The organism is Prauserella rugosa (assembly GCF_000719975.1).
Taxonomy (GTDB): domain Bacteria; phylum Actinomycetota; class Actinomycetes; order Mycobacteriales; family Pseudonocardiaceae; genus Prauserella; species Prauserella rugosa.
The window spans coordinates 144,694-161,404 of the sequence record NZ_JOIJ01000009.1 but is presented as its reverse complement, the minus strand read 5'-3'; the positions used below and the strand labels follow the sequence as shown (position 1 = coordinate 161,404).

At 71.1% G+C, this 16,711-nt stretch carries 16 protein-coding genes; 3 read left to right on the top strand and 13 right to left on the bottom strand.

The genetic code is table 11. The features are described 5' to 3' along the window. Nucleotides 1-8: 8 nt before the first annotated feature. The 4 genes from IF64_RS26615 to IF64_RS0114885 all read right to left on the bottom strand — a co-directional run bounded on the left by IF64_RS26615 (nucleotide 9) and on the right by IF64_RS0114885 (nucleotide 5,431). Nucleotides 9-389, bottom strand: a complete 381-nt coding sequence (locus IF64_RS26615; protein ID WP_084705871.1) for a DUF4333 domain-containing protein — start codon at nucleotides 387-389, stop codon at nucleotides 9-11. 48 nt (nucleotides 390-437) lie between these two features. Next, nucleotides 438-1,640, bottom strand: a complete 1,203-nt coding sequence (locus IF64_RS0114895; RefSeq protein WP_030532714.1) for a GNAT family N-acetyltransferase — start codon at nucleotides 1,638-1,640, stop codon at nucleotides 438-440. Between the two features lie 77 nt (nucleotides 1,641-1,717). Further along, the gene (locus IF64_RS26610) at nucleotides 1,718-2,467 is read right to left on the bottom strand and encodes a DUF4333 domain-containing protein (protein ID WP_030532713.1); all 750 of its coding nucleotides are present in this window, start codon (nucleotides 2,465-2,467) and stop codon (nucleotides 1,718-1,720) included. Between the two features lie 132 nt (nucleotides 2,468-2,599). Further along, on the bottom strand, nucleotides 2,600-5,431 hold the full coding sequence (locus tag IF64_RS0114885; protein WP_030532712.1) for a DEAD/DEAH box helicase: 2,832 nt from the start codon (nucleotides 5,429-5,431) through the stop codon (nucleotides 2,600-2,602). Between the two features lie 91 nt (nucleotides 5,432-5,522). On the opposite strand from IF64_RS0114885, the gene IF64_RS0114880 reads away from it, so the two are divergent. After that, nucleotides 5,523-5,933, top strand: a complete 411-nt coding sequence (locus IF64_RS0114880; protein WP_030532711.1) for an MmcQ/YjbR family DNA-binding protein — start codon at nucleotides 5,523-5,525, stop codon at nucleotides 5,931-5,933. On the opposite strand, the gene IF64_RS0114875 is transcribed toward IF64_RS0114880, so the two are convergent. The 9 genes from IF64_RS0114875 to IF64_RS0114830 form a co-directional block, all read right to left on the bottom strand. Beyond that, nucleotides 5,896-6,816, bottom strand: coding sequence for a diacylglycerol/lipid kinase family protein (locus IF64_RS0114875; RefSeq protein ID WP_030532710.1), 921 nt, complete (start codon nucleotides 6,814-6,816; stop codon nucleotides 5,896-5,898). The genes IF64_RS0114880 and IF64_RS0114875 overlap by 38 nt on opposite strands. A gap of 2 nt (nucleotides 6,817-6,818) precedes the next feature. Then, a complete protein-coding gene (gene tatC / locus IF64_RS0114870; RefSeq protein WP_084705887.1) occupies nucleotides 6,819-7,685 on the bottom strand; it encodes a twin-arginine translocase subunit TatC in 867 nt (288 codons plus the stop codon). A 115-nt stretch (nucleotides 7,686-7,800) separates the two neighbouring features. Further along, on the bottom strand, nucleotides 7,801-8,157 hold the full coding sequence (gene tatA / locus IF64_RS0114865; protein ID WP_030532708.1) for a Sec-independent protein translocase subunit TatA: 357 nt from the start codon (nucleotides 8,155-8,157) through the stop codon (nucleotides 7,801-7,803). 272 nt (nucleotides 8,158-8,429) lie between these two features. Beyond that, complete coding sequence (locus tag IF64_RS0114855) at nucleotides 8,430-9,410, bottom strand: helix-turn-helix transcriptional regulator (protein ID WP_030532706.1); 981 nt, start codon at nucleotides 9,408-9,410, stop codon at nucleotides 8,430-8,432. Then, nucleotides 9,407-10,390, bottom strand: coding sequence for a helix-turn-helix transcriptional regulator (locus IF64_RS0114850; RefSeq protein WP_030532705.1), 984 nt, complete (start codon nucleotides 10,388-10,390; stop codon nucleotides 9,407-9,409). The genes IF64_RS0114855 and IF64_RS0114850 overlap by 4 nt, the downstream gene beginning before the upstream one ends. Before the next feature lie 90 nt (nucleotides 10,391-10,480). After that, complete coding sequence (locus IF64_RS0114845) at nucleotides 10,481-11,299, bottom strand: ABC transporter ATP-binding protein (RefSeq protein ID WP_030532704.1); 819 nt, start codon at nucleotides 11,297-11,299, stop codon at nucleotides 10,481-10,483. Beyond that, complete coding sequence (locus tag IF64_RS0114840; protein ID WP_246134707.1) at nucleotides 11,296-12,423, bottom strand: FecCD family ABC transporter permease; 1,128 nt, start codon at nucleotides 12,421-12,423, stop codon at nucleotides 11,296-11,298. The genes IF64_RS0114845 and IF64_RS0114840 overlap by 4 nt, the downstream gene beginning before the upstream one ends. Further along, nucleotides 12,420-13,475: a FecCD family ABC transporter permease gene (locus tag IF64_RS0114835; protein ID WP_030532702.1), complete on the bottom strand. Its 1,056-nt coding sequence runs from the start codon at nucleotides 13,473-13,475 to the stop codon at nucleotides 12,420-12,422. The genes IF64_RS0114840 and IF64_RS0114835 overlap by 4 nt, the downstream gene beginning before the upstream one ends. An 89-nt stretch (nucleotides 13,476-13,564) precedes the next feature. After that, nucleotides 13,565-14,596, bottom strand: a complete 1,032-nt coding sequence (locus IF64_RS0114830; RefSeq protein ID WP_030532701.1) for an iron-siderophore ABC transporter substrate-binding protein — start codon at nucleotides 14,594-14,596, stop codon at nucleotides 13,565-13,567. Nucleotides 14,597-14,855: 259 nt separating this feature from the next. Here IF64_RS0114830 and IF64_RS0114825 point away from each other — a divergent pair, with 259 nt between their 5' ends. Beyond that, on the top strand, nucleotides 14,856-15,470 hold the full coding sequence (locus tag IF64_RS0114825) for a TetR/AcrR family transcriptional regulator (RefSeq protein WP_030532700.1): 615 nt from the start codon (nucleotides 14,856-14,858) through the stop codon (nucleotides 15,468-15,470). Beyond that, nucleotides 15,467-16,222 carry an ABC transporter ATP-binding protein gene (locus tag IF64_RS0114820; protein WP_030532699.1) on the top strand — a complete coding sequence of 252 codons (756 nt, stop codon included), beginning with the start codon at nucleotides 15,467-15,469 and terminating at the stop codon, nucleotides 16,220-16,222. Before IF64_RS0114825 ends, IF64_RS0114820 begins: the two co-directional genes overlap by 4 nt. Nucleotides 16,223-16,711: the final 489 nt, after the last annotated feature.

Here is a 16,711-nt window from a genome sequence, read left to right as displayed (position 1 = left end):
CGGCGGGGTCACTGAAGCTTGCCGACCTCGTAGCGCCCGTCGTTGTCCTGCACGGTGATCGTCACCTTGCGCTGCTGCTCGGCGGCCTCGACGTAGCAGGCGAAACGGGCGCCTGCCTCGACCGCGCGGTTCCGCGGGCAGGACACGTCGCCCACCCCGTCGACCTGGTAGTGCTCGACGAGCACCGCACGCACGTCGTGGTTCATCCGCTCGACGTCGAAGACCCGCGCCGTCTCGGTCGGCGTCGACACCGGCGACGGCGCCGACGCCACCGTGGACGTGGCCGCGGTCGGGGTCGACACCGCCGTGTCGGAGCCGCCCGAGTCCGTTCCGCGTTCGCTGCAGCCGGCCAGCAGACCGAGCCCGGCGATCACCACCGTCGCCGTCATCAGACGTCTCCCCACGAGCCCCTCACCTCGGTGTTGATCTTCTGTGAGCTAGAAGAACGTACCGCACCACGGGGCTGTCGGGGTCGAGAAGAGACGGTCGGCACGGGAGGCGGCACGGGTCGTGAGTGCCTGCGCACGGCCGGTGTCGACCAGCTGCGACGGCCGCCAGGCGCCGAGGTGGATCATCGCCAGCGCGGCGACGTCGAGCCGCAGATCGGGCGCGCGGTCGGTGCGCTCCACGCCGTCGGGTCCCACCAGGTAGCTGCCCGTGTTCGCGGGCAGCAGCCGGTCGGTCACCTCGACCGTGAGCGGATCGCCCTGGTAGGCCCGCACGGCCAGCGCTTCGGGAACGTCGACCAGCCGGAGCCACAGATCGTCGAACCGCGCCGTGGTCGACACCGCCCTCGGGTCGGCGAGCAGCAGTTCGAGGGGCTCGTCGACCGGCCGGTTGGTCGCGGTGATCTCGCCGATGAGGTCGACCGACAGAAGGTACCGCCACAGCCCCGCGAAGGCGTCGATCGTGGCGGTGTGCAGGTCGACGAGCTTGAGGGTCGCGGAACCGGGCTTCGGGCGGTCGACCGAGTAGACGGCGAACCCGTCGATGCCGTCCTTGCCCTCGTGCGTCACCGCGGTGACCCGTCCTTCGGCACGCCGCGCGAGGTGGGCGCGCAACATGCCCCACCACTCCGCGGGGCGGGCAAGCATGCCGGGCCGCGTCGCCATCGCCGGATATGCCTGCGAGGCCAGGTCGATCACCGTCTCGAGGTCCCGGATCTCGACGCGGCCTCCGGCCGGAGCCTCGGGCCTGAGCTGCGCACGGGACGTCTCGACCGTGTAGTCCCGCGCGAGCGCGCCCACGCCGTAGCCGAACCGGCCGTAGATCGTCGCCTCCGAGGCGTGCAGCCCGGCGGTGACCACGCCGCGCTCGGCCATGTCGGTCAGCTGCGCGCGCATCAGTTCACTCAGCACGCCACGCCGGGTGCGGTCGGCACGCACGCCGACCTCGGTGACCGCGCCGAGCGGCACTCCGCCGCCGGGCACCGTCAACGCGGTGTCCCACGCCCACGCCGTGCCGATCAGCGCGCCGGTGTCACCGTCGGTGACACCGTGCCGGCGCCCGGCGCACTCGACGTCCCGGGCCGAGGCCCATTCCTCGTCGGTCAGTGGCGGGGCGTGCAGCGCCGAGCGGAACAGCTCGACGGCGCCCCGCTGTTCGTCGTCGCCCAGGATCCGTGCGTGGTGATCGGTCATGCCACCGATCCTTTCCGAGACCGCTCGCCGCGCGCCACCGGATTACGCGTCCACGCCGTCCCCCGCGCGTGCAGTGGCTACTCCAGCCTGCCGACCTGGTAGCGCGCGTCCTCGCTCTTGACCGTGATGGTGACCTGCTGCTGGCCCCCGTCGACCGTCACGTCGCAGGTGAAGGTCTCGTCCACGGTCACCGGCTGGTCCTCCGGGCAGGAGACGCTCTCGACACCCTCGACGCCGTAGTTGTCGGTGAGCACGCGCTGGACGTCGCGGTTCATGGCCTCGGCGTCGAACACCTTCTGGACGAGCAGCCCGGGGATCCAGAACAGCACCACCGCGGCCGCGGCGACGAGCACCACCGCTGCCCCGAGGCCCAGCCACATGCCCTTGCCGGACTTGTTCTTCGGCTTCTGCGGCGGCGCGGCGCCGATCCCCGGCTGCGGGCCGAACGGCGGCTGACCACCGGGTCCGGGCGGCCCGGGCGGCGGGTAGCCGCCCTGCGTGCCGGGCTGGGTGTACGACGCGGTGCCGTGCCCACCTCCCGGCGGCGCCACACCGGGCTGGGTGTAACCATCCGGCTGCTGGGGCGGCTGACCCGGCATCGGCTGGCCGGGTGGCGGCGTCTGCTGACCCGGCTGCGGGTATCCCGGGGGCGGGCCGTACCCGGGCTGCGGGTACCCCGGCTGCTGAGGTTGCTGGGGCGGCTGCTGACCCGGCTGCTGCGGCGGAGGGCCGTACCCCGGCTGGCCGGGGAAGCTACCGGAAGGCGGGCCCTGGGGAGGTTGCTGTCCCCACTGCTGCGGGTCGTTGCCTCCGTACGGCGTGCTCATCGTCCTGCCTCCGCCACTTTCGACTCGTCGACACGTTGTGCGCGATCCAACCACAACCCCGTGCCCTGCCGCCCCGGAAGGTCAGGTCCGAACGCGGTCGCCCCCGTCACACTCCGCGCGTGCCGCACGCGATCAGACCTCGCCGGCCGCCACGACGCCGCGCCGCAGCGCACGTGCCGCCTTGGCCGCGACCCCGCCGACGGGGTGTTCCTTGCCCAGTACGTCCTTCAACTGGTCGAGCAGGTCGATCACCTGCCGAGCCCAGCGCACGAAGTCGCCCGCGGTCAGTTCCTGCCCGTTCGCCTCGGCGGTGGTGAGCACCCGTTCGAGCGATTCGCCTCGCGCCCAGCGATACACCGGCCAGGCGAACCCGGCGTCCGGTTCGCGGGTGCGGTCGAGCCGATGCCTGCGCTCGTCCTCGGTCAGTTCGCTCCAGATCGTCACCGTCTCCTGCCACGCCTTCGGCACGGCGCCCTGGGGCAGTTTCGGCTCCGACATGGCGTCCCGCCGCGCCTCGTAGACCAGCGACGACACGACCGCGGCGAGTTCCGGCGCCGACAGTCCGTGCCAGACGTGCCTGCGGACGCATTCGGCAGCCAGCAGATCCGACTCGCTGTAGATCCGGGCCAGCATCATGCCGTCCTCGGTCACCCGGTCGGCATCGGCTCCGTCCTCGGACCCGGCACCGGTGTCGCTCCCCTGCTCCCCCGCGAGCCCGCTGTCGGCGGCCCGCTCCAGGTAGCCGCGTTCGGCGAGCAGGGCGCAGATGCGGTCGAACGAACGAGCCAGCGAGTGGGTCGTGGCGGCCACCCTGCGCTCGAGCTGCTGCGTTTCGGCCGCCAGCCGCTGGTAGCGCTCCACCCAGCGCAGGTTCGCCTCCCGGTCGGCCATGCCGTGGACGGGGTGTTGCCGCATCTGGTGGCGCAACTCGAGCAGTTCGGGGTCGTCACCGGATTCGGAGCGGCGCCGCTGGCCCGACGGCTTCTCGATCCCGGCGTTGCGCAGCGACGAGGCGATGTCCCTGCGCACCTTGGGCGAACGCAGCTCGACGTGCTTGGGCAGTTTGACCCTGCCCAACGGCTCCACGGGGGACGGGAAGTCGGCCGCCGACAACGGCCCCGACCAGCGGTCCTCCGTGACCACCACCGGCCGCGGATCGCGCAGCGGATCCAGGCCGGGGTCGATCACCACGGCCAGGCCCGACCGCCGACCCGACGGGACGAGGATGACGTCGCCCTTGCGCAGCTTCTCCAGTGAGCGGGCCGCCTCGGCCCTGCGGTGCTGGCTGTTCTGCTTGGCCAGGTACTTCTCGCGGTCGGAGATCTTCTTGCGCAGCTCGACGTACGACAACATCTCGTCGAAGTCCCCGGAGACGGCCTCGGCGTACCCGGCGAGCGCTTCCTTATTGCGTTCGATGCGCTTGGCCGTACCGACCACGGCGCGGTCGGCCTGGAACTGGGCGAAGGACTGTTCCAGCAGTTCGCGCGCCTGGTCGGCCCCGAACTGGCCGACCAGGTTGATCGCCATGTTGTAGCCGGGCCGGAACGACGACTTCAGCGGATACGTCCGCGTCGAGGCGAGACCGCCGACGTGCCGCGGGTCGACGCCGGGCTGCCAGAGCACCACCGCGTGGCCCTCGACGTCGATACCGCGGCGCCCCGCCCGGCCAGTCAGCTGGGTGTACTCGCCCGGCGTGAGGTCGACGTGTGCCTCGCCGTTGTACTTGACGAGCCGCTCCAGCACGACGGTGCGTGCCGGCATGTTGATGCCGAGCGCCAGCGTCTCGGTGGCGAACACGACCTTCACCAGCCCGCGGACGAACAGCTCCTCGACGGTCTCCTTGAACGCGGGGAGCAATCCGGCGTGGTGCGCGGCCACGCCGTGCTCGAGCCCCTCGCGCCACTCCCAGTAGCCGAGCACGCCGAGGTCCGACTCGGGCAGGTCGGCCGTGCGCTCGTCGACGATCCGCCGCACCTCGGCGATCTCGTCTGGGTTGTTCAGCCGCACGCCCGCGTGCAGGCACTGGCCGACCGCCGCGTCGCACCCGGCCCTGGAGAAGATGAACGTGATGGCGGGAAGCAGTCCCGCCCGGTCGAGCCGGTCGATGACGTCGACCCGCGAGGGCGGCCGGAACTTCGGCAACCGCTGCTTGCCGCGGTCGCGCCTGCCGCGCTGACCGCGCTGTCCCCCGAACGCGGCGGGTGCGTGCATCCGGGAGACGTCCTCGACCCGGCGCAACAGCTGCCGGTTGATCTTGGGTTCGTCACCCTGGCCGTCGCCGACGAACAGGTCCATGAGGCGGTTGCCCACCATCATGTGCTGCCACAACGGCACCGGCCGGTGCTCGTCGACGACCACGGCCGTGTCACCCCGGACCGTCACGAGCCATTCGCCGAACTCCTCGGCGTTGCTCACCGTCGCCGACAGGCCCGCGACCCGCACGTACTCGGGCAGATGGAGGATGACCTCCTCCCACACCGCACCACGGAACCGGTCGGCGAGGTAGTGGATCTCGTCCATGACGACGTAGCCGAGCTCGTCGATCGTGTCCGAGCCCGCGTACAGCATGTTGCGCAGCACCTCGGTGGTCATGACGACCACCTGGGCGTTGCCGTTGATGGCCGTGTCGCCGGTCAGCAGGCCCACCGCGTCGGCCCCGTGCCGCTCGACGAGGTCGGTGTACTTCTGGTTCGACAGCGCCTTGATGGGCGTCGTGTAGAAGCACTTACGACCTTCGGCGAGGGCCAGGTGCACGGCGAACTCGCCGACGACGGTCTTGCCGGCACCGGTCGGGGCGCAGACGAGCACGCCGTGCCCGTCCTCGAGTGCCTGGCATCCGCGTACCTGGAAGTCGTCGAAGTCGAACCCGAGGTCGGCGGCGAATCGGGTGAGCTGCGGGTAGTCGCTGCGCCGCCGGGCCGCGGCGTACGCCTCGGCCGGGCTGGGAGAGGCGGAAGAGTCCACGGCGTCAGGGTTTCACATCGGCGGTCACGCGCGCACGAGGTCGGCCTGTGGGGTGCGGGAGTGTCGGGGTCTGCCGCTACCGTGCGTGGGCATGACACCGGATCGCCTGAGGGCCGCGTGCCTGGAGTTCACGGGCGCGGGCGAGGAGTTCCCGTTCGACGAGCACATCAGCGTGTTCAAGGTCGCGGGGAAGATGTTCGCACTCTCGGCGCTCGGCAGGCGACCGCTGAGCGTCAACCTCAAGTGCGAGCCGGAGCTCGCGGTGCAGCTGCGCAGTTCCTACCCGGCGGTCACGCCCGGATGGCACATGAACAAGCGGCACTGGAACACCGTGGTGTTGGACGGGTCGCTGCCCGAGCGGATGGTGCTGGACCTGATCGAGGACTCGTACGACCTGGTGGTGGCCGGTCTGCCCAGGGCGACGCGGGAGCGTCTCGGGTGGAAGGCGCTGGCCGAGGAGAACGTCACCCGAGGACCGGCAGCGCCCCCGGGACACACGTGAGCGACACCGGCGGACTGCACAGGGGTTCGCCGTCGGCGAACACGGGCCAGTCCTGCACCGTGATCCGCACCGTGCGCGCCCGGGCCGTCGTCACCGCCGGGTGGTCGATGTGCTCGCCGGTGCGCAGGCGAGGCAGGACACGCAGTAGCTCGCGGTAGCCCACGCGGCCCACGATCGTCACGTCGAACAGCCCGTCCCCCGGGTCGGCGTCGGGACACACCGGGATGCCCGCGCCGTACCAGGACGTGTTCCCGACGGCGACGAGCATCGCGGGCAGCTCCCACTCACCCGCCTCGGTGGACACCCGAACCGTGCGGGCGCGGAACGACGCCAGCTCGCCCACGATCGCCAGGTCGTAGCGACGCGGACCGGCGGGCCACCGCAGCCGGTTGGCCCGCGCGTTGACCGCGGCATCGAACCCGGTGCACAGCACCGTGCCGAACCACGTGGGGCCCGCCGCCCGGCCGTCGGCAGTGGGGGCTGCGGCAGCGTCGAGGCGTCCCAGATCGATGCGGCGCACCCGGCCCGCGCCGAGCGACGCCGCAGCGGTGTCGACGGCGGCTGCCGGGTCGGCGGGCACACCGAGCGCGCGGGCGAGGTCGTTGCCGGTACCCGACGGGATCAGTCCCAGTGGGAGATCGGTCCCGGCGCAGTACTGCACGGCCTGGTGCGCGGCACCGTCGCCACCCAGCACCAGCAGGGCGTCGAGCCCCTCGGTCCGGGCGGTGTCGAGGCGGGCCCGGAAGTCGTCGACGGTGTCGGCGTCGATCACCGCCAGCCGCCCGACGTGCGGCCGGAGGCGGGAGACGACGGCACCGGCGAGCTTCGCGGCCGCGCCCTTGCCGGACCCGGGATGGAAGGCGAGGGCGACGCGGGGACCCATCGTTACGTCACGTCGTCGGTGCGCGTGCCGCCCCGCGGTTCGTCGTCGATCGAGCTCGGCGTGTACTCGAAGGGCGCGGCCTCGTCGTCGGCCAGGTCCTCCCACCCTTCGGTGCCGCGCTGCTTGTCGAGTTTGCGGTCGTGGAAGCGGGTGACCTGCAGCGAGATCTCGAACAGCACACACAGCGCGAGGGCCAGGGCGATCATCGAGAACGGGTCCGCGGGCGTCACGAACGCCGCGAACACGAACATGATCATGATGATGCCGCGGCGCCACTTCTTCAGCATCTGGTAGCGGACGACGCCCACGCGGTTGAGCATGATGATCAGCAGCGGCAGCTCGAAGCTCACGCCGAAGATGATCAGCAGGGACAGTACGAACGAGATGTACTTGTCACCGGTGAACCACGTGGCGAACTCGCCACCGCCGAACGTCGTGAGGATCTCGAGGGCGTGCGGGGCCATGAAGTAGGCCAGCAGCGCACCACCCGCGAACAGCATCGACGCCAGTCCCACGAAGGTCAGGGCGTACTTGCGTTCCTTCGAGTACAGGCCCGGCGCGATGAACGCCCAGAACTGGTAGATCCACACCGGTGCGAACAGAACGGCACCTGCCGTGAGGCCGACCTTCATCTGGATCATGAAGGCCTCGAACGGCACGGTCTGCAACAGCTGGCATTCCCCGCCGCGGGGATACCGCATGTCTTCCGGAATCTGACAGTACGGACCTGTGACGAGCTCACCGAGCGACGGGATAGACCCGACGCGGTTGCTGAACCACAGGAAGCCGAGGATGCCGCCCAGGACGAGGGCGATCAGCGCGTAGCCGAGACGGCGGCGGAACTCGTAGATGTGCTCGATGAGCGACATCGTGCCGTCGGGGTTGTGCCGACGGCTCCGTGCCTTCCGCTTGCCGTTGCGGCCCTCGCGCTTTCCGGAGGTGTCTCCCACGAAAGCGTTCCGTTCTCGATCCGCCGGGGCGGTGTCAGCCGTTCTTCTGTGCCTGCTCGGCGCCCTGCTGCTTCTTCAGCTCGTCGAGCTGGCGCTGCAGCTGCTCCACCTGGTCGTCCTTCGAAGTCGTGGAGGTCGCCGAGGGTGTGGACGTGGTGGCGTCCTCGGCCACCGGCGTCGACGAGATCTGCTTGGTGTCCGCGGGCGTGGGCTTCTCCGGGTCGGCAGCCTGCGCCTCGGCGTGCTCACCCCGCATGTCCTTGGTCTCCGCCTTGAAGATCTTCATGGACTTGCCGATCGAACGGGCGGTGTCCGGCAGCCGCTTGGCGCCGAACAGCAACACGACGACCAGGACGAGGATGATCAAGTGCCACGGCTGAAGGGCGTTCATGGTAGGTGGCCTCCCTATTCGTTCAGGGCCGATCGTACTGGTTCGGGCGCCGGCTGAGGACGGTTTCGGGACCGCAAATCGCGAACGGCCACGCCGACGGCGGCTGCACGGGCGCGGAGCATCCCGGTACGGGACCCCACGTCGGCGCGCATCGCGTCGGCGGCACGCCGGACGCCCTTCACCGCGCCGCCGAGCCGGACTGCCGCGAAGCCGATCACGACCAGCCCCACAGCGACCCCGACGGCACTCAGCACGTAAAGCACTCCTCTACCCTACTGGTCCTGGGTGAGCGCCAGGTGACGTGCTCGTGCCAATCCGGCGGCCGCTCGTTCGCGAACCGCCACCGCGAGTTCATCCGGTTTCTCCACCGCGGCCCTGCCGCCCAGGCCCAGCACGAGCCGCACCATCCACGACTCGTCGCCATAGCGCATCCGCACCCGCAGGCGCCCGCCGTCGAGCTCGGCGAGTTCCTCGCACGGGTAGTACTCGGCGACCCAGCGGGCGTCCGGCTGGAGGACCAGTTCGGCCTCCGGGTGGTCCTCGCGTGGGGAGAACACGCCCTCGGACAGGTCGGTGTGCCGGGCGTGCGGCGGGGGTGCGGCCTGCTCGTCGGTGACCTCGATGTGGTCGATGCGATCGAGGCGGAACAGGCGCACCGCCTCCGCGCGGCGGCACCATCCTTCGAGGTAGGCGACCGCCTGCACGATCAACAGCCGCATGGGGTCGACGGTGCGGTCGGTCATCTCGTCCTTGGATGCCGTGTAGTACCGCATCCGCACGGCCCTGCCCTCCTGGAGGGCCTGGCGCACGAGCTCGCGGGTGTGGGCGGTGCGTTCCCCCTCCCTGAGTCCGTGGCCGACGACGACCCCCGCGGGTTCGGCCTCGCCCGCCGCCGCCTCGATCTTCGCGATCGCGCGGTGCACCGCGTCGGTGTCGACCACGCCGGGCGTCTCCGCGAGCGCACGCAGGGCGATGACCAGGGCGCTCGCCTCGGCGCCGGTGAGGCGCAGCGGCCTGCGCATCCCGGCGTCGAACGTCACCGACACCGTGTCGCCGTCGAAGGACAGGTCGATCAGATCGCCCGGTCCGTACCCGGGCAGGCCGCACATCCACAGCAGTTCCAGGTCACGCCGCAGCTGTTTCGGTGTGACGTCGAAGTCCTGGGCCGCCTGGTCGATGCGGATGCCGGGGCGCGCGAGCAGGTACGGAACGAGAGCCAGCAGGCGCGGCACCCGGTCGGTCGCGGCGCTCATCGGCCACCTCCCCCGCCACCTGCGACGCGTTCGAGCCGGTCGAGCACGGCCTTGGCGAGCACGTCGGGCTCGAGCACGAGCGCATCGGGCCCGTGGCCCGCGATCCAGTCGGCGGCACCTTCGGGGTGGTACAGGTCGATCTCGACGACGTCGCCGTCGATCCCGTCGACCGTGCGTGCGCCGACGACCCGCGCGTGCCTGCGGATCCCGGCGGCCCGCCCCTCGGCCAGCCACAGCCGTGCGGTGGTCGTGGGCGATCGGTCGTCGCGTCCCGACGAGCCCGCCACGAACGTCAGCAGGTCCACGTCGTCGGGCCTGCGCACGACGCCCGGCTCACCGATCGCCCTGACCTCGCCGCTGATCCGCGACAGACGGAAACAGCGCGGGGCGTCGCGGTCGCGGTCGTGGCCGACGACGTACCAGCGCGCCCGCCACGAGACGACGCCCCAGGGTTCGAGCGTGCGGGTGAGCCGGTCGGGCGAGTCGGACCGTCGGTAGTCGAACCGCACGACCTGCCCGTTCTGCACCGCGGCCAACAGGGGCGCGAACGCGGGCTCGGTGTGCACGCGGGGTTCGACCATGGCGTGCGTCTGGTCGTCGACCTCGACGCCCGCGGCACGGAGTTTGACCAGAGCGCCGTGTGCCTGCCCGGTCAGCTCGGGCGAGTCCCACAGGCGTGCGGCCAGCGCGACGGCGGTGGCTTCGTCGGGGGCGAGGTCGATGTCGCCCAGTTCGTAGTCCCGCCGCGCGATGCGGTAGCCCTCGGGGTCGAAGGCCGAGTAGCTGCCGGTCTCGAGTGGAATGCCCAGCTCACGCAGTTCGGCCTTGTCCCGCTCGAACATGCGGAAGAACGCCTCGGTGCTCGCCGCGTCCGCGTAGCCGGGCACGATGCCGCGGATGCGCTCGGCCGTCAGGTACTGCCGCGTCGACAGGAGGGCGAGCACCAGGTTGACCAGGCGTTCTGCGCGGGCGGTGGACACCTCACCAACCCTAGCTCCCCCGCGCAGCGCACTTCGGGAGGTCTCCCAGCGTGGCTCGCCGCCCGCTCCGGAACCCGGTTCGGATACGGCCTATCCGGCGGGCTGTGCCGGCTGCCGTGCGCCGTGCCTGCCGACCGGCAGCATCAGCGGACGGCCGGAGACGGGATCGGTGATGACCTCGCAGCGCAGGCCGAACACGGTCTCGACGTTCGCGGCCGTGAGCACCTCGCCGGGCTCGCCCGCGGCATGGATCCTGCCGTCGACCATGGCGATGAGCCGGTCGCTGTAGCGGGCGGCGAGGTTCAGGTCGTGCAGCACCATCACGATCGTCGTCCCGCGCGTGTGGTTGAGGTCGGTCAGCAGGTCCAGCACCTCGACCTGGTGGTTGACGTCCAGGAACGTGGTCGGTTCGTCGAGCAGCAGGATCTCCGTGCGCTGGGCCAGCGCCATGGCGATCCACACGCGTTGCCGCTGGCCGCCGGACAGTTCGTCCACGGGGCGGTCGGCGAGCTCCGCCGTCTCGGTCGCGTCGAGGGCGTCGGCGACGGCGTCGTCGTCGGCGGCGCTCCAGCGGGACAGCACGCGCTGATGCGGATGTCGGCCCCGGCCGACCAGGTCGGCGACCGTGATTCCCTCCGGCGCGATGGGCGACTGCGGCAGGAGGCCGAGTCGGCGGGCCAGCCGTTTCGCGGGCATGGCATGCACCGCCGCTCCGTCGAGCAACACGCGCCCACCGCGCGGGCGCAGCAGCCGCGACAGCGAGCGCAGCAGCGTCGACTTACCGCATGCGTTGGCCCCGACGATCGCGGTGATGCGGCCCGGTGGCACCGTCAGGTCCAGCTTCTCGATCACGCTGCGGTCCTGGTAGCCGGCCGTGAGGCCGTCGGCCACGAGTTGCGGCTGGGTCACAGTGAGCCTCCCGATCGGTGGGTGCGGACGATGAGGTACACCAGGTAGGGCGCGCCGAGTACCCCCGTCACGACTCCCACCGGGTAGCGCGTGTCCGTGGCGTACTGGCCGACGAGGTCGGCCACGAGGACCAGCAGTGCGCCGACGAGCGCGGCGGGCAGCAGCGGCGAACCGTTGGGGCCGACGATGCGTGCGGCGATCGGCCCGGACAGGAACGCCACGAACGCGATCGGTCCCGCGGCCGCCGTCGCGAAGGCGATCAGGCCGACGGCGGCGACGATCGCGACGAGTCGCGTGCGTTCCACCCGTACCCCGAGCGCGGCCGCCGTGTCGTCGCCGAGTCCGAGTTGGGTGAGCTCGCGGTCGTGGCCGAGCAGCACCGGCGCGAGTACCGCGACGGCCGCGACGACCGGAAGGGTGGCCTCCCACGTGGCGCCGTTGAGGCTGCCCGTGATCCAGCGCATCGCCTCGTGGTGGTCCCACTGCGAGGCCTTGCTGAGGAAGTAGTTGGTCGCCGACTGGAGCATCGCGGCCATGCCGATGCCGACGAGGATCAGCCGGGTGCCCGCGACACCTCCGCGGTACGACAGGAGGTACACCAGCAGCGCCACGCCGAGACCGGCGACGATCGCCAGTGCCGACACGGCCGCGCCGCCCCACGACAGCACGACGATGCCGAACGTCGCCGCGGCGCTCGCGCCGTAGCTGATGCCGATGATGTCGGGGCTGGCGAGCGGGTTGCGGAGCATGGTCTGGAAGGTCACGCCCGCGAGTCCGAACGCGAGTCCCGCGACCAGGCCCAGCACGGTTCTCGGGAGGCGCAGCCTGCCCACGGTGAACGATGCTCCCGGCACCGTCTCGCCCGCGATCACCCGCAGCACGTCGCCGGGCGGATAGAAGGTGCGGCCGATCATGAGCGACAACGCGGCCGCCACGAGGACACCGGCGAGCAGACAGCCGACGGCGATCCGTCGCCGGGTCGCGCGCCGTCTGCGTGCACGGGTGACGAGCTGCCCCGTCGCCGTCATGTTCTTGGCCGTCATGTTCTTGGCCGTCATGTTCTTGGACGCCGTGTTCTTGGCCGCTGTGGTGCCGGAGGGGGTGCCGGACGGTGGTGCGCTCACAGTGCCGCCGCCTTCTGCCTGCGCACGACGGCGATGAAGAACGGCGCGCCGAGCAGTGCGGTCACGATGCCCACGTCGATCTCGTCGGGGCGGGCGACGATCCGCCCCAGCACGTCGGCCGCGGTGACGAGCGCGGCGCCCGCGAGCGCGGAGTACGGCAGGAGCCAGCGGTGGTCCGGGCCCACGAGCAGGCGGCACAGGTGTGGGACCACCAGTCCGACGAACGCGACGGGCCCGGCCAGTGCGGTGGCGGCTCCACACAGGACGACCCCGCCGAGCGCGGCGCAGCTCCGGGCGAGCAGCACCCGCTCCCCCAGACCGGCCGCGACCTCGTCGCCGAGTGCCAGCATGTTCAGACCACGCGCGCACGCCAGGCAGATCAGGAAGCCCACCGCGAAGAACGGCAGGACCTGGAGCATGCGGTCGAACGTGGCGCCGCCGACGCCGCCGATCTGCCACGACCGCACCGCATCGGCGATGTCGGCGCGGGGCAGGACGACGGCGCTGATCAACGACGTGAGCGCGGCCATCGTGGCGGCGCCGGCCAGTGCGAGTTTGAGCGGTGTCGGGCCGCCCGACCCGAGGGATCCGATCGTGTACACGGCCACGGCCGTCACCCCGGCGCCGGCAAGGGCCACCCACGCGTAGGCGGTCGACGAGCTCAGGCCGAACCATGCGATGCCGGTGACGACGGCCAGCGACGCCCCGCTGTTGATACCGAGGATTCCCGGGTCCGCCAACGGATTGCGGGTAACCCCCTGCAGCGCCGCTCCCGCGACCGCCAGTGCGGCGCCGACGAGCAATGCCAACACGGTCCTGGGGATCCGGGTGGCGACCGCGGCCTCCTGCCACGTGTCGGACGCACCGCCGAGCGCGGCGAGCACGTCGCCGGCCGTCACGCCACGGGTGCCGATCGCGACCGAGGCCCACGACAGTCCGATGAGGACGAGGAGCAGTACGGCCAGCCAGGCGGTCCGCACGAGGCGCGGGCGGCGGACGACGGCGCGCGTGCTGCCCGCCGGGGCCTCGGGGGTCGCTGTTGTCGCGTTCACGGCTCCTCGGTCCGGTGCTCTTCGTTCCGCTGCTTCTAGATCCGCTGCTTTTGGATCCGCTGCTTCTCGCTCCACTGCCCGGCGGGGAGTTACTGCGCCTTGGCCGCGGCCTCGTCGAGCAGGCCGAGGTAGTCATCGAGCACCCACGGGATGGCCAGCGGCGTGGGGTTGGCCGCGGTGCCGAGCGGGTCCGATTCGGGCAGCGTCACGATGGCGTCGCGTTGCACAGCAGGCATCTTCGACAGCAACGGATCGGCCTTCAGCGTGTCGACCAGCTTCTGGTCGCCATAGGTCACGATGACGTCGACGTCGTCGAACGTGTCGGCGTTCTCGGCACTGTGGGTCAGCGAGAACTGGTCGGTGCGTTCCGACGCGGACGCGATGCTCTGCGGCTGGTCCAGACCGATGTCGTCGAAGAACCGCACCCGCGTGTCGTGGGTGGTGTAGAAGCTGACCTTGCTGAGGTCGGTGGTGTCCACATGGGTCAGGAACATCGCCGACCGTCCCGACAGGGCCTCGTGCTCGGCGGCGGCGTCGGAGATCTCGTCCTCGAGCTCGGAGATCAGTTTCTCGCCCTCGTCGGCCATGCCCATCCCCGCGGCGTTCTGCGAGATCATCTCCTGCCACGGCGTGCCCCACGCGGTCTCGGGGAAGGCGACGACCGGCGCGATCTCGCTGAGGGTGTCGTAGTCCTCCTGCGTGAGACCCGAGTAGGCCGCGAGGATCACGTCCGGCGCGGTGTCGGCGACCGCTTCGAAGTCGATGCCGTCTGTCTCGTCGAACAGCACCGGAGTGTCGGCGTCCAGCTCGTCGAGACGCTCCTCCACCCACGGCAGCACGCCGTTGCCGTCGTCGTCGCCGAAGTTCGCGCGGGCCATGCCCACGGGAACGACGCCGAGCGCCAGCGGCACCTCGTGGTTGGCCCAGTTGACGGTGGCGACCCGCTCGGGTTTGCCGTCGAGCACGGTCTCGCCGAAGGCGTGGCGGATCGTGATCGTCTCCCCGTTGCCGTTCGTGGTGTCGCCGCCTGCGGCGCACGCGGTGGTGATGCCCAGGACGGCGACTCCGGCCACGGCGAGCAGGGCACGCCGGGCGCGCGACGGGAAGACGGAGGACGACATGGGGACCCTTTCGGCCGATGCGTGACGCGGAGCGCCCGCGGATACGGCGGTGCTGTGCGGGGTGCTTTACCCGGACTTGACTTTAGGTAAGCCTAACCGAAAGTCATCCGTCGGAGGGTATGTGATCTCGGCAACGGGCCGGGGCGGGCGCCGACCGTGGCCGCCGGGTAGGTTGGGTGTTTGGCATCGATGCCAAACTTTTGACGACACCGACAGCGACGCCGAGAGCGGAAGCACGAACGGGAACAGGGGTGCCGCCATGCCAGGGCGAGGACCGGCCACGGTGACCCACGAGGTGCGCCGTGCGCGGATCATCGACGCGACGATCGAATGCCTGAGCCGCGACGGCTGGCACGGCACCACGCTGAGCGCCGTCGCCCGCGAGGCCGGCATCAGCCGCGGCCTGATCTCGTACCACTTCGCGGGCAGGGACGACCTCCACAGCGCGGTGCTCGAATCCGTGGCCGCCACGGTTTTCGGTGCGGGCGCGGCCGAGGTCGAGGAGCGCATCGCCGCAGCGCCGACGGCCGGCGAGAAGCTGCAGGCCTACATCGAGGGGAACCTGCGGTTCATCGATTCCCACCGCCGGGAGATGGCCGCGTTGGCCGAGCTGATGCCCAACCTGCGGCGGTCGGACGGCACACCGCGCTACGACGACGCCTCCGAGGAGCCGATCATCGCGGGCACGGCCGCGGTGTTCGAGTACGGCGCCTCAACCGGCGAGTTCCGTGTCGTCGACACCCGCATGACCGCCTACATGTTGCGCCGCTGCATCGACGGAGCGGCCAGCAAGATCGTCGCCGACCCGGACTTCGACCTCGATGCCTACGCCCGCGAGCTCACCGACCTCTTCCTCAAGGGAGTCCGAGCATGACCATCGCACCGTCGCCGGCCGTGGAGCTGTCCGGCCTGACGAAACGTTTCGGCGACCACGTCGCCGTCGACGGACTCGACCTGACGATTCCGGCCGGCACGTTCTACGGCCTCGTCGGCCCCAACGGCGCGGGCAAGTCGACGACCCTGTCGATGATCGCGGGACTGCTCACCCCGGATGCGGGCACGGTGCACGTCGCCGGCCTCGACGCCGCACGCGATCGGGAACACGTCCTGGAGCGTCTCGGCGTCATGATGGAGGGACTGTCCCTTCCGGAACGCCTCACCGGCCCCGAGCTGCTGGAGTACACCGCACGGCTGCGCGGACTCGACGACACGTGGCCGCAGCGCGCCTCTGATCTGCTGGAGTTACTGGAGCTGGACCGCACGCCGTCCACACTGGTCGTCGACTACTCCACCGGGATGCGCAAGAAGATCGGCCTGGCGATGGCGATTCTGCATCGACCGCGGGTGCTGGTGCTGGACGAACCGTTCGAAGCCATCGACCCGGTGTCGGCCCGCGCGATCGAGGATCTGTTGCACCAGTACGTCGGTGGCGGCGGGACCGTGCTGCTGTCCAGCCACATCATGGACGTCGTCGAGCGCACCTGCCGCCGCGTCGCCCTGATCGACGCAGGCCGCATCCTCACGGAGGGCACCGTCGACGAGGTTCGCGGCCGGGGCACGTTGAACGACGTGTTCGTGGATCTCGTCGGCGCCGCGCCCGCCAAGCGACTCGAGTGGCTCGCGTGAGCGCGCGCACGTTCGCGGCGCTGCGCTGGCGGATCATCCGCCACGGCCCGCACGACGAGCGTGGGTTCGGCCTGGTCACGGGATTGGTGGCGGCCGCGGGAGTGGTCACCGTCGCGGTGCTCGCCGCGAGGGCGGCGGTGCATCCGAGTTGGCTGACGGTGGCCGTGTCGGTGTTCGGGCTGACGTGGATCGTCGGTCCCGCACTCCTGCCGACGTCGGCCCCGGTCGTCGACCCGCGATGGTTCCGCACCCTCCCCCACTCTCCACATCGGATCGCCCGCGACCTCGCCCCGAGTGAGGCGATCGCCGTGGGGCCCGTGATCTCGGCCGTGGCACTGAGCGGCATGGTCGTCCTCGCCGCCCCGCACGGAACGGTCGCCGCCCTCGTCGCCGTCGTGGCGGCGGGCGCACAGCTGTTCGTCCTGCTCTGGATCGGCCGGTGGGTGAGCGCGGCGTTGACGCGCCTGTTGCGGTCGGCCGCGGGCCTGT